General features: G+C 59.9%; 11 protein-coding genes. 4 read left to right on the forward strand and 7 right to left on the reverse strand.

Features of this window, described 5'->3' with window-relative positions:
- Nucleotides 1-17: 17 nt before the first annotated feature.
- Both NKJ91_RS26240 and NKJ91_RS26245 read right to left on the reverse strand, forming a co-directional pair.
- Nucleotides 18-1,493 carry an ROK family protein gene (locus NKJ91_RS26240; protein WP_352457848.1) on the reverse strand — a complete coding sequence of 492 codons (1,476 nt, stop codon included), beginning with the start codon at nucleotides 1,491-1,493 and terminating at the stop codon, nucleotides 18-20.
- A 36-nt stretch (nucleotides 1,494-1,529) separates the two neighbouring features.
- Nucleotides 1,530-2,435: a tagatose-bisphosphate aldolase gene (locus NKJ91_RS26245; protein ID WP_352457849.1), complete on the reverse strand. Its 906-nt coding sequence runs from the start codon at nucleotides 2,433-2,435 to the stop codon at nucleotides 1,530-1,532.
- Between the two features lie 282 nt (nucleotides 2,436-2,717).
- Between NKJ91_RS26245 and NKJ91_RS26250 the strand changes: the two genes are divergently transcribed.
- The 4 genes from NKJ91_RS26250 to NKJ91_RS26265 all read left to right on the forward strand — a co-directional run bounded on the left by NKJ91_RS26250 (nucleotide 2,718) and on the right by NKJ91_RS26265 (nucleotide 7,002).
- Nucleotides 2,718-3,623, forward strand: coding sequence for a sugar-binding transcriptional regulator (locus tag NKJ91_RS26250; protein WP_352457850.1), 906 nt, complete (start codon nucleotides 2,718-2,720; stop codon nucleotides 3,621-3,623).
- A gap of 491 nt (nucleotides 3,624-4,114) precedes the next feature.
- Entirely contained in the window at nucleotides 4,115-5,092 is a 978-nt protein-coding gene (locus tag NKJ91_RS26255; protein WP_352457851.1) for an ABC transporter substrate-binding protein, read from the forward strand.
- A gap of 100 nt (nucleotides 5,093-5,192) precedes the next feature.
- Complete coding sequence (locus tag NKJ91_RS26260) at nucleotides 5,193-6,254, forward strand: ABC transporter permease subunit (RefSeq protein WP_352457852.1); 1,062 nt, start codon at nucleotides 5,193-5,195, stop codon at nucleotides 6,252-6,254.
- Complete coding sequence (locus NKJ91_RS26265) at nucleotides 6,247-7,002, forward strand: ATP-binding cassette domain-containing protein (RefSeq protein WP_023680286.1); 756 nt, start codon at nucleotides 6,247-6,249, stop codon at nucleotides 7,000-7,002. The genes NKJ91_RS26260 and NKJ91_RS26265 overlap by 8 nt, the downstream gene beginning before the upstream one ends.
- A gap of 84 nt (nucleotides 7,003-7,086) precedes the next feature.
- Here NKJ91_RS26265 and NKJ91_RS26270 read toward each other — a convergent pair whose 3' ends face one another.
- The 5 genes from NKJ91_RS26270 to NKJ91_RS26290 form a co-directional block, all read right to left on the reverse strand.
- Nucleotides 7,087-7,293, reverse strand: coding sequence for a hypothetical protein (locus tag NKJ91_RS26270; RefSeq protein ID WP_352457853.1), 207 nt, complete (start codon nucleotides 7,291-7,293; stop codon nucleotides 7,087-7,089).
- Nucleotides 7,294-7,739: 446 nt separating this feature from the next.
- Nucleotides 7,740-8,585 (reverse strand): carbohydrate ABC transporter permease, encoded by an 846-nt coding sequence (locus NKJ91_RS26275; protein ID WP_352457854.1) that lies wholly within the window; start codon nucleotides 8,583-8,585, stop codon nucleotides 7,740-7,742.
- Between the two features lie 6 nt (nucleotides 8,586-8,591).
- The gene (locus tag NKJ91_RS26280; protein WP_023680290.1) at nucleotides 8,592-9,530 is read right to left on the reverse strand and encodes a carbohydrate ABC transporter permease; all 939 of its coding nucleotides are present in this window, start codon (nucleotides 9,528-9,530) and stop codon (nucleotides 8,592-8,594) included.
- Nucleotides 9,531-9,628: 98 nt separating this feature from the next.
- The gene (locus NKJ91_RS26285) at nucleotides 9,629-10,882 is read right to left on the reverse strand and encodes an ABC transporter substrate-binding protein (RefSeq protein WP_023680291.1); all 1,254 of its coding nucleotides are present in this window, start codon (nucleotides 10,880-10,882) and stop codon (nucleotides 9,629-9,631) included.
- 627 nt (nucleotides 10,883-11,509) lie between these two features.
- Entirely contained in the window at nucleotides 11,510-12,655 is a 1,146-nt protein-coding gene (locus tag NKJ91_RS26290; protein WP_352457855.1) for an ABC transporter ATP-binding protein, read from the reverse strand.
- Nucleotides 12,656-12,692 lie beyond the last annotated feature (37 nt).

A 12,692-nucleotide genomic window follows, 5' to 3' on the forward strand; every position in this document is an offset into this window, starting at 1 on the left:
GCGCAAGCTTCGCCTGCCTATGTGTCAATCGTCGCCCGCAGCCATTGCGTGATGGCATCGAAAGCGATTGGTTTCGTCGTATCGACGTCAAAGAGCGGTCCACGCCGCAGCGGCTCGGCGCGCTTGGCCAGCTCGATCAGCTCGGGGACATAGGCCGCCCCGGGGTGGCCAGCGGGACGCTGGTCGAGCCGTGCGCGATAGCGCTCGGCAAGAACCTCGCCGGGTGCATGACACCAGATTTCGGCGGTCCGCTCGACACCAGCCCTTCGCAGGTGATCCTCGAGCACCTGGCGCGGCTGGAAGCCGAACCAGGCATCGACGACAACTGTTGTGCCCGCGGGAGCTTCGCCGACGACCGACCAGATGGCTTCATAACTGGCGCGACCGAGCGAGCGGTTGAATTCACGATCGCCGCCGCCGAGCACTTCGAGGAACGGGTTCTTGATGGTATCGAGCGTAAGCAATGGCCACCCTAGGCGGTCGGCGATACCGCGCGAGACCGTGCTTTTGCCGCTGGCGGGGATGCCGTTGACGAGCACGGCGCGCTGGCCGGGCACGGCACGCCGGCCCGGGTTGAGTCCAGCGGATGGCGAGGTCACCGGCGAGGCCGTAACCGCCGCCTGCCCTGCCAGCGCTTGCAGACCGGCGCCGATGACGCCGGCGTCGTCGCCGAGTTGCGCCGGTTCAACAGGGCATTGGTACCAGGGAGCCAAGGCCGGAGCCTTGGCAAGCGCCTGATGGGCCGCCTGGCCAAGTCCGCCGCCGAGCAGCACCAGATCGGGGGCGAACATCGCCACCGCTGTATCGATTGCCGCACGCAACGGTCTGGCCCAGGCTTCCAGTATCCCGCGCACCGGCGTTTCGCCGCTCGCATCCCGGGCGAAAAGCTGATCGACCGAGATATCCGGACCGAGGCCTGCGCGTGAGATGTGACGGCCAAGTGCGGTACCGGAGCTGGTGGTTTCAACGCAGCCGCGCCGGCCGCAGACGCAGGCTTCGCCGTTGATGTCGACGGCGATATGGCCGAGCTGCCCCGCCGTCCCCTTGCCGCGCACGATCCGCCGGTCCTGTACGACGGCGCCGCCAATGCCGGTGCCGATGGTGAACATCACGATGTTTTCGTGACCCATGGCGGCGCCTCGAGCCATCTCGGCGACCAGTGCCATGTTGCAATCGTTGTCGATCACGACGGGCTTGCCCGCCAGGCTTTCCAGCCGTTGTGCCGGGGAGACCGAGGCGAGGTTGACATAGCCTCCGGACAAGACGGCGCGACGCCGCGCATCGACGCGTCCCGGGACGCCGATGCCGATGGCGGCAACCTCCGCAGAATCGAGCCGGCGCGCCATCTCGGCGATCCGGGAGAGCATGAGCGCCGGGTCCAGCGCGCTCTTTTCGGACATGCGGTCAAGGATTTCGCCTGTGCCGGAAATGCGGGCGGCGCGCAGATTGGTGCCGCCGATATCGATCCCGATGGCCATCGAACTATGAGGCATGACGTCCCGTGTGTGCCCGGTGTGAACGGCGAATGGCTAAGCGGCTTTCTGCCGGTAGTTTCCGATCACTGCCTGAAGCTCGTGCAATCTCGACACTGCGATAGTCTTAAGCCTTTCACGCTGAATATCGCGGTCCAGCGAGATGCAGTCCTTCCACAGCGACCGGCCGGCGATCACGCCTGACGCGCCGTTCTTCATCGCGATCTCGACCTGGCCCAGGAAGGTCGTGTGGTTGACGCCGGCGGAGAGGACCGCCCACGGCACCTCGCCAGCCATGCTGGTGATCCTGGCGCAGGCTTCCGGCGTTCCGGGATAAGGAAGCTTGAGTACCTTTGCCCCACATTCCAGCGATATCCGTGTGCCCTCTTCGACAAGCCAGGGGATCTTGGCCGCATAATCTTCAAGGCTTTCGCCTTCGAGTTGGTAGGTCAGGAATTCGACGACGAGCAGCAGGTCCTCTTCCCCGAAGTCGGCGATGCACTGGCGCAGAATGGCGACGTTATGCTCGTTCGCCTCCGGTCTGTCGGCCCTGAGATAGACCATGATCTTGCCGCCGGTGCCACCGAGTTCGCGGACGCGGCGTGCGTCGATGTCGGGGACGAGGCGCGACAGGCGGTAGCCGGCGGACGAGACGTCGAAGCCCGAGGCGTCGAGGCCGATGAGCAGAGCCGTATCTCGGTTCAGCACCCCTTCATCGACAACCCGCGGCACCGCGCAGAGCGGGTCGAGCAGCACGCAGGATGCCTGGCTGGCGAGGTATCGCGTGATGTCCGCCTTGGTGTCGCCGAGCATGTCGTTGGTGATCTTGGCCTGTTCGGCAGGGTCCGACGCCAACAAGGTACGCATGCCGCCGCGCTGGTCACAGGCGATGGCCATCATGGCCCCGTCCTTGCCGCATATCTGCTGATAGCCCCGCAACTCCGCTGTCGTCATCTTTGTCATGGTCTTTTGTCCGATGTTGGCGCCCATTCACCAAGGCGCAGATCCGTGGAACAAGAAATGTTCAGTTTTTGCCTGCCCGCCGGCAGGAAGGTTTGCCGCTTTGATGCGCTATCGAACCGGGAAATCTGGCTTGGCCGCAACGTTCGGTGGAAACGAACCCGAGTTGCGAGTCTGCCGGAATTGCGCGATAACTCCCATCGGTTGATGGGTCTGTAACACATTGCTGAAAGGAATTGCAAGCTGTCTGTCCCTCCCGTACAAGACGCGGCCGCATCGCGGACGATGCTGCATACGGTCGCCAAAATGCACTACGAGGCGGAGATGCCGCAGGTCGATATCGCGCGCCGGCTCGGTGTCTCCACCGCCACCATATCGCGTCTGCTGCAGCGGGCGAGGGCAGAGGGCATCGTGCGGATCGAGGTTCTCGACCTTGTGACGCCCGAGGACATCACCAGGCAGTTGATTGACGGGTTGGGGCTGCGCGACGCCGCGGTCGTCGAAACGCCAGCAGCCGGGGCGCTGACGGCGCTCGCCGCACCGCTCGGCGCCTTGCTCAAGCAAGCGGAACTGACGGCCGGCTCGGTGGTTGCCGTCGGCTGGGGGCGAGCCATCCGCGAGGTGATCCGGGCAGGCCTACCGCGCATTCCCGGGGTCCTTACCGTCGCTGCCACCGGCGGCATGCAGCAGCAGGCGGCGCATTTCCAGATCAACGAGTTTGTACGGCTGGCCGCCGAAGAGTTCGGCGGGACACCGCATTTCATTCATGCGCCCTATCTGCCGTCCACCGAATTGCGTGAGGTCTTCCTTGGCGATGCGGCCATCCGCGACAGCGTCGCGCTTTGGGACCGGACCGACGTTGCGATCGTCGGCATCGGCCTGCCCCATGCCATCAACCCGCCCGAGGCGAGCGCGGCCACATTGAGCGAACAGGCCCTGTTTCATGCGGCTGGAGACGTCATCCGCCATTACTTCGACGCCGAAGGCACCCTTATCCCGTGGGAAGGGGAGGGCCGGATGATCGCAATGTCGCCGGCCCAGCTTCGAGCCGTCCCCTTGGTCATCGGCGTTGCCGCCTCGCCGGAGAAGGCGACGGCCATCATCGGTGCCGTCCGCGCGAGGCTCATCAATGCCCTGATAACGGACACGAAAACGGCGCAAGCCATCCTCGTGGCTCTCGTGCCTCGATAGAAGGCGGATGCGCGACATCCGGCGCGCCTGATCGATCCTGAACCGATCGACGCCACGCGGTCCGTGACCCTGGCGCTGCGAAATCGCCTGTTGTCTCGTCAGGGACTTGGGGGCAATAGTCTGCCGTGCGGGCCCTGCGGAGCAGACAGATGTTGTCCGGTTTGAAAAGCGTTCCGGCCAGGGAAGTACCCGGTTGCAACTTCTTTCAGCAAAGTGTTACAACCTTACAGCTAGGCGCGCATGCGCGCCGAGCGGCGCGGTTCTCTGGACCTTGCGGATGCGAGGAAATGGGATTGCGGGCATCAGGGCTGGTCGGTTTCGACTGGCTGATCTAGTGACTGGGGCGCCTGGGAGGACCTGCCCGTAACAGCAAGCAGGCGAAACCCGTTTCCCGGCCGTCAGCGCATTACGATTTGTAGCCTGAACAGATTGACGGCCATTCCCGATATCAATCGCAACGGCAAATCTGCCAACATTATGAGGAGGATGTTATGAAGAAGATCGTTGCCGCCCTGGCGGCTCTCGCCATCTGCGCAACGGCGCTGATCACGCCCGCTTTGGCGCAGGACAAGAAGTTCACCATTGCTCTCGTTCCGGGCCTTACCACCGACGGCTTCTACATCACCATGCGCAAAGGCGCCCAGGCGGCGGCCGATGCCCTTGGCGTGACCCTGGTGTTCCAGGGCGCTTCGGATTTCAATCCGGTAACGCAAGTTCCCGTGCTTGACGCGGTCATCGCTAAGAAGCCAGACGCGATCCTGATCGCGCCAACCGACAAGGTTCAATTGGTCGAGCCGCTCCGCAAGGCCAATGACGCCGGCATCCCGGTGATCACCGTCGACACTTTCATCGGCAGCGGCGTCTACCAGACCGGCGCCGGTGAGGCGGATTTCCCGCTGTCCTATATTGCTTCCGACAACATTCTGGGCGGCGAGATCGCCGCGCGGGCATTGGTCAAGGCCATTGGCGGCAAGGGCAAGGTCTATGTTTCGAACGTCAAGCCCGGCATTTCGACCACCGATCAGCGTGAAGAGGGCTTCAAGAAGGAAATGGCGAAGCATCCGGACATCACCGTGCTCGAGACGCAGTTCAATGACGACGACGCCAACAAGGCTGCCTCGCAGCTCCAAGCGACGTTCGCGCGCAACTCCGATCTCGTTGGTGTGTTCGGTGCAAATCTGTTCTCGGCGATCGGCGCGGCGAACGGCGTCAAGCAGGCAGGGCAAAGCGGCACCATCAAGGTCGTCGCGTTCGACGCACCGGTGAGCATCGTCGACAACATCAACACCGGCTTGGTGGACGTTGCGATTGCCCAACATCCGGCCGAGATCGGCTATTTTGGTGTCGTTTCGGCCTATGCCCACCTGACCGGCCAGTCGATCCCGGTTGCGATCGGCACCGGCTTTACGATCATGGACAAGTCAAACATCGCGGACCCGAATATCTCGAAGTACCTCTATTCCGAATGATGCCAACCAGCTTGGTCTCCTTCCGGCTTGCCGGGAGGAGACCTGCGCCGGGTCTCTGGGACCCTGTTGACGGAGACCGCGCTGCGGATCGGATGTATCCATGACTTCAACATCACCAACCGAGCAGAGCGAAACCCATGTCGCCCCTCAGGCCGACCATGGTGATCCGGCCAGGACCTGGCTCGGACGCATCGCCGAAGGGCGCGCCTGGCTGTTTCTCGCCGGCCTGATCATCTGTTTCGAGGTTTGGTCGAGGGCCTCCTTCGGCGCGACCTTCGTGCTCAACCCGTTCAACGTGCAATCCATTGCGATATTTGCCGTGGCGCCGTTGCTGCTTGCGACCGGACAGACATTCGTCATCATTTCGGGAGGCATCGACCTCTCGCTGGGCTTCATCATGGGCCTTGCTGCTGTTGTCGCGGCCCATGCCACGAATCTGGCTGGCGCCGCCATGCCGGTGCCTCTGGCCATGATGGTGGGCATTCTGGCGGCCGTGATCGTCGCGGGAGTCCCTGGCATGATCAACGGCTTGCTGATCTCGCGCCTCAGAATTCCGCCCTTCATCGGCACGCTTGGCATGTTTGGCGTGGCGCGCGGCGCTGCTTTCCTGCTCGCCGGCGGCACGACGGTGCCGGTCCAGAATTCCTGGTTCGCGCTGCTCGGCAACGGCAGGTTCTACGGTGTGCCTTATCTCGTCGTCATTGCAGCCGTTTTCGTCGTCGCGATGCACTACATCTTGAGCCAGACCCGGTTCGGCCAGCACAACTACGCCATCGGCGCCAATGTGCAGGCGGCTCGTCGTGCCGGCATCGACATCAGAGGCCATATCCTGCGCCTCTATGTGCTTTCGGCGATGTGCGCAGGCCTCGGTGGTGCCCTCTATGCAGCGCGCTTCACCGCTGGCGCGGCCCAGGCCGGCGAGCCGTTGCTGCTCGACAGCGTCGCAGCCGTCGTGATCGGCGGCGCCAGCCTGTTCGGTGGATCGGGCACGATCTTCGGGACGGTCGCCGGTGCGCTGGTGATCGCGGTCATTCAGTACGGGCTGGTTTTCGTCAATGTCGAGCCCTTCTGGCAGTTCATCGCCGTCGGCGTCGTCATCATCATTTCCGTTCTCATCGACCAGGCGCAGCGCCGGTTCAGTGGAGCCCGTCAGGATGAATAGCCCAGGCCAGACCACTCCCCTCCTGGAAGTCCGGAACCTTTCCAAGCACTTCGGCGCCGTCCGGGCGCTCAACGATTTCTCCATGGTCGTGCGGCCGGGCGAAGTGGTGGCCCTGGCGGGCGACAACGGCGCCGGCAAGACGACGCTGATCAAGGCGATATCGGGCGTCTTTCAGCCGACGGGCGGTGAAATTCTGCTGAGGGGTCAGCCGGTGACATTTGCGACGCCGCATGAGGCGCGCGAAAAAGGCATCGAAACTATCTATCAGGATCTCGCTCTCGCCGACAATTTGTCCATCGGCGCCAATATCTTTCTCGGCCGTGAACCCATGCGCAAGGCCTTCGGCTTCTTGCCGGTGCTCGATCGCAAGGCCATGGCCGTCGCCGCCAAGAAGACCATGGGGCGGTTGGATTTCCATGTGAGCCGGCTCGATGCCCCGGTCAGCAATTTCTCCGGCGGTCAACGGCAGGCTGTTGCCATCGGCCGGGCCGTCTATTGGGACGCGCAGATCCTGATCATGGACGAACCGACCGCGGCCCTCGGCGTACCGGAGCAGCGCAAGGTCATTTCGCTCATCCACCAACTCAAGGCCCAAGGCAGGGGCGTAATCTTCATCTCGCACAATTTGCTGGATATTTTCGCCGTGTCCGACCGCATCATCGTGCTGCGGCGCGGCGTCCAGGCCGGCGAGCGCAAGATATCGGAAACCAACCATGACGAAGTCGTCAAGCTGATGGTTGGCGGATAGACCGCGAGCCGGAAAAGCGTAGACCCGCCAGCCGGGAGCCAATGCAATCTCCTCGTACTATCTACCCTCAATGAAAGGGCAGCATCAGCGCATAATCCCCGTAGTCTGTTTCATGCGATCAATGATCTCCGCCATCAGCGCCAAGTCGCGACGAGAGTCCGCGAGATCGGTCAGAGGTTTGGTGCCGTGCATGATGTGGCGATGGAAGGTTTCGAGCTCATTGGAGAAGGCATCGCCATAGAGCGGCCCGTATGTCCGCGTCACAGGACCGCCGACGCCGGCTTTCGTCACTTCCAGCCGCGCTGATCGATGCCTTGTCAGCGTTTCCGGATGTTTTATAACAATTTGACACGCGTCAAGATTTAAAATGGTGTGCCGCGGGTTTTGATGTGCTGCATTGCAGCAGACCGGTGTCGAGCTATCGCGGCATCAGATGGCGGAATCGACAAGGCAGGGGATGCCGAGGCCAGGCTAGAAGCCGGCTTGGTCAGCAGTCGGATTCAACTTCCGAGTGCGCCACTCAGGTCGACGGCAGCGGCGTCAGCGCCGGGCCATCGGGGCGAAACAGTTGGGAAACCGCGGGAGAGATGTCGAGCGCGATCAGTCGCCGCCTTCGGCCTGCACGACCCTCGACGTGCAGGATTTGGCATAGCGCTGGCGCTGTCAAAGACCGGACCTTCGGGGCCGGAATGGGTTGATGTGTTCAGCAGCGAACAGCGAACTGGCAGTCAGTTTGCTCAGCTCTTCACCGACCCGGCGGCCAGGCCCGCGAGGAAGTAACGTTGTGCAATCAGATACAGGATCAGAAGCGGGAGTGATCCCAGCACGCTCATCGCCATCATCTCGTTCCATTCGAACGCATGTTGGCCCATAAGCAACTCGATACCGATCGGAACGGTCCGCATGTCCGTCGACTTCGTCAAAGTAAGCGCAAAAAGGAACTCGTTCCACGCCAACAGAAACGTATAGACCGCGGTCGCGACGACGCCGGGGACTGAAAGAGGGATAATCACACGCCACAGCGCTGTCCAACTTGACCCCCCATCGACCAGCACTGCCTCATCGAGTTCCTTTGGCAGGGTATTGAGATAGCCGGTCATCAGAAGGATTGCGTAAGGCAGGGTGAATACCATGTAGGTTAGAATCAGCGCGAAATAGGTGTTGAAAATGCCGAAGGCGACGACCATGCCGAAATAGGGGATCAGAAGCGTGATCGGCGGTACGGTCTGTGTGCTGATGATGAAGACGTTAAGGGTATTCTTAAGCCGGAATGAATAGCGGCTGAAGCCATAGGCCGTCAGAATGGCGATCAGCAACGTCAGAAGGGTTACCACTCCCGCGACCAGGTAGCTGTTGAGAAAGAAGCGCACCTTGGTCGGATCATTGAAGATCGAAAGATAGGCTACGTTCGTGAAATGGTCGGGCAGCAGTCTCGGCGGCAGGGCAAAGATCTCGGTGTTCGATTTCAACGAAGTGAAAAACATCCACAGGATTGGAAAGCCTGCAAAGACCAGACCGGCCGCGAGCCCGAGATATGTCAGTACGGTCGGCAAAACGGTGCTTTTGAAGGAGCGCTTTGCCATTGCCGGTCACCTGGCCTTCTGGTGTTTGATGTAGAAGTAAGTCGCGCCCATCGAGATGATCAAGATGAAGATCGCGCTCGCCGAAGCCTGTGAAAATTCGTAACTCGAAAACGCAAGCTTATAGGTATACGTGCTCAGCACCTCGGTCGAATGGATCGGTCCACCGCCCGTCGTCATCCAGACCAGGGGGAAGACTTGCATCGTCCAGATAAAATCCAGCAGGGCGATGCTGATGATGATCGGCATCAGCTGCGGGATCGTAATGTACCGAAACTTTTGGAACTCATTGGCGCCATCGATGCCGGCGGCTTCGTAAAGGTCCTTGGGGATGCCCTGGAGACCGGCGAGCAAGCTGACCATATATAGGGGGTATCCCGCCCAGATGTTCGCAAACGTCAACGCATGGATCGCGGTTTTCGTCGAGGAGAACCACTCGACCTTGGAGTTGACGATATGGAGCGTCATCAGAATGCTGTTGACCACGCCATTGGGATCCAAAAGCAGCCGCCAGATGATTGCGATGATCACTGCCGTAAAGAGCCAGGGCAATATGTAGAGAACACGCAGGATGCTTCTAATCATCGGATGGACGCGTTGGGTGTTCAGCAACAGGGCGAAGGCCAGGCCGATTAGAAGGTGGAAAATGACGCTCATCACCGTGAAATAGAGGGTCTGCCCGACCGACTGCCAGAAGACTGGATCTGTGAAGATCGTCTCGTAGTTCTGCAACCCTATGAAAGCAGCGTCCTTTTTCATGATTGCGCCGTCCATCAGCGAATAGCGCAGGACCGTGATCATGGGAAACAGCATTAGTAGACAAAACAAAAACGTGGCGGGTGCCACATAAAACAGCGGAGTGAGCCGCTTTCTCGTCTTGTAAGAAAGCATGCCACGCTTGCGCATTTTCGTTCGCGCGACGATCAAACCTTCGTTGGCGAGGCTCATGAGGTACAATCCGCTGGGTCATCGACCGTATGGTCCGGTTCCGATGCAGCGGCAGCGCGATAGATCTTATCGCGCTGCCGAATTGTCTGAAGCAGCGCCTACTTGGCGAAGTCAACCAACCACTGCTTTTGCGTGTTGGCAGCGGCCTCCTTTGCGGTTTGCTGGCCGTCGAACATCTTTTGCACTTCGACGTTCATGTCGCGCATCAGGTCTTCGGCCACCGGCAAGCCCACGAATTCATTGGCCAAGTGACCGCTTTGGAAGATCTTGAAGGCTTCCTCGAACAGCGGGTCCGATTTCGAGAAGTCAGGCTTCGCTTGCACGTTGCCCGGAAAGGCATTTGCGAGCGATACCAGGCGGCCGTTCACTTCCGGGCTCATCAGATATTCAACAAGCTTCCAGGCTTCTGCCTTATGCTCGGTGCTGTTGCTAATGCCGATGCCCCAAGAGGCATAGGGCAGTCCGCGCTTACCCGTATAGCCGTCGACCGCAGGAAGCGCAGAGATACCGAACTTTAGATTGGGGTTACGCTGGCGGATAAGATTGATATGAGCCAGCGAGTCGATCATCATTCCGACACGGCCGTTGACGAACTCTTCGACCTTGTCCTGTTCCTTCTTGGCAAAGATGCCTGGCGATATGACGCCGGCGTCCTGTAGCGACTTGACGTATTCGAGTGTACCGACCACGGCCTCATTTTCCACGTCGGGCTTGCCGTCCTTGAGCATCGATGCTCCGGAAGCCCAGACCCAAGACATCACGTCGTTCTGGATGCCGCCGGGGTTTTGCAGCGATAGCGGCAGCACCCACCCGTACTCGTTCTTGTCCGCATTGGTCATCTTCTTCGCGGCAGCAGCGAATTCTGTGCGGTTGGCCGGCATCTTGTCGACACCAGCAGCCTTGGCCAGATCGAGGTTGACGAAGACCGGGTATACGAACGAGGCGAGCGGGAACATGACGCTTTGGCCGTTGACCTTGATGATGTCAGCGATCTGGCTCTGATCATATTTGGCGTCAGCCATCAGGCTGTCCATGGAAGCGATTGCGCCCTGCTTTGCAAGGCCATTGACCCATGCTCCGTCCAGGCCGACGACGTCGCTGAGCGTCCCCGACGCGGCGCCGACTACGATCTGATCATGGGTGGCGGAATAGGGACCGCTGACGAGCGTCACCTTGATACCAGGGTTTTTGGCTTCGAAGTCGTCCATGATGCTACGCAGAGCACCGGCGGGCATTTCCGGCTCCCACCATTGGATGAATTCGAGATTGGTCTCAGCAAAGGCGCAGGTAGCAGACAGTGCCCAGACAGCCACAGCCGACGTGGCCGCAGCAATATATCTTCTGACGTTCATGTTTTCCTCCTAGGAGCGACGTTTGGCTCGATCCTCCCGATCGCGATCAAACTAGGTTCTTTTCCGGGTCTTTGTGTCAATCAAGAACTGCAATCGTGAAAAATGGGTAGGATGCCGGGACGTTATGAATGAATGTAAGCCATTGATTGGTATATGGTTTTCTTAAGCTCTCTGAGGGTAGTTTTTCCCTTGTGCACATTGCTTGTGCCGCTTTCTTTCTCTATTTTCGTAAACAAATGAAAGCCACTCCCCTAAAAAGAAAACAAATGAAAGTCGTATATTCGAAGAGAAAAAAACGCCATTCGGTGGGGTCGCGCGCTCGCATAGACGTCGCAATTCAGAGGCGTTCAGGCGATCGTTTTGGTTGTCGATGACAGGGTGCCGCCGGGCACAAGACGATCTCCACCTCCGGTGGAAAAATCGGCTGTCGCGCGCTGAACCGATGTCGAGCAAAGTCTCACCATTTGCCAACGAAGACGGCCCGAGCTGTGATGGGCGAGCGAGAACTGGTCGGATTGCCCAGGAGAGCGAAGCCAGCGTCTACCGTCACCTACGCAAATGGACCAGAAGACGGAAGCGACATTTGCGTCTCCGTCCCTTTAGCCGGGTCAACCATCGCGGATCACGCTAGATTGTGAGGTGCGTCTGGGGATCGAAGAAGTGCAACTTGGCCGCATCGATCGCCAGATCAATCAACGCGCCCGGCCGGACCGCGCTGACGGCTTCAAACCTCGCTACGACATTTGCTGCGCCGCTTAGATCTTCAACAGCATCTGGGTCGCCAGAATCGATTCGAACCGCGTCGACCTTCAAATGAACGATAAGCTCGGATCCCAATTCCTCTGTCGTCTTCACGATGGCCGGTAGAGTGGCATGTCGCGATCCCGATTCCAGACTGCTGTCGTAAAGATCCTCGGGGCGTATGCCGAAAATGAGCGTCTTGCCTTCGAAGGCGCTCAGACCAGGAGAGCGCTCAAACGCACTCGTCGGCACCGGTATCGAAAAGGTCGGCAGGTTGATCCTGCCATTGTGCAAACGGCCTTCGAACAGGTTCATCGACGGCGAGCCGATGAAACCCGCGACGAAGGCATTGACTGGTCGATTATACAGCGTCTTTGGCGTGTCGACCTGCTGAAGGACACCGCCTTTCAAGACCGCAACCCGGTCGCCCATGGTCAAGGCTTCGGTCTGATCGTGTGTTACATAAATCGTGGTCACCCCCAGCTGTCTTTGCAGGCTGACAATTTCCGCGCGCATTTGCACGCGCAGCTTGGCATCGAGGTTTGACAAGGGTTCATCCATGAGAAAGGCTGCCGGTTCGCGCACCATCGCGCGCCCCATGGCGACCCTCTGGCGTTGTCCGCCAGACAGCGCGGCCGGCTTACTGTCGAGCAGCGTGTGCAGCTGCAGGGTCTTTGCTATTTCATGGACGCGCTTCGTCCGCTCGGCCTTGCTCTTCCCCGCAAGCTTCATCGAGAAGCCTATGTTGTCGAACACTGTCATATGCGGATAAAGGGCATAGTTCTGAAAGACCATCGCAATATCCCGGTCCTTCGGCGCTAGGTCCTCAACATTCTCTCCACCAATGGTCAGGGTTCCGCTGCTGATCTCCTCCAGCCCCGCGATCATGCGCAAGGCTGTCGATTTTCCGCATCCCGAAGGGCCAACGAGAATGAGGAACTCGCCGTCGTTTATCGTCAGGCTAAGATCCTTGATGGCTTGGAATTTCGTCCCGTAGGTCTTGCAAATTTTGTCCAACACAACAACAGCCACGTCACATCCTCCCTATTGTCAGCGCTACCTAAACATC

Source organism: Mesorhizobium sp. M0040 (assembly GCF_040323505.1).
In the GTDB taxonomy this organism is placed as follows: Bacteria; Pseudomonadota; Alphaproteobacteria; order Rhizobiales; family Rhizobiaceae; genus Mesorhizobium.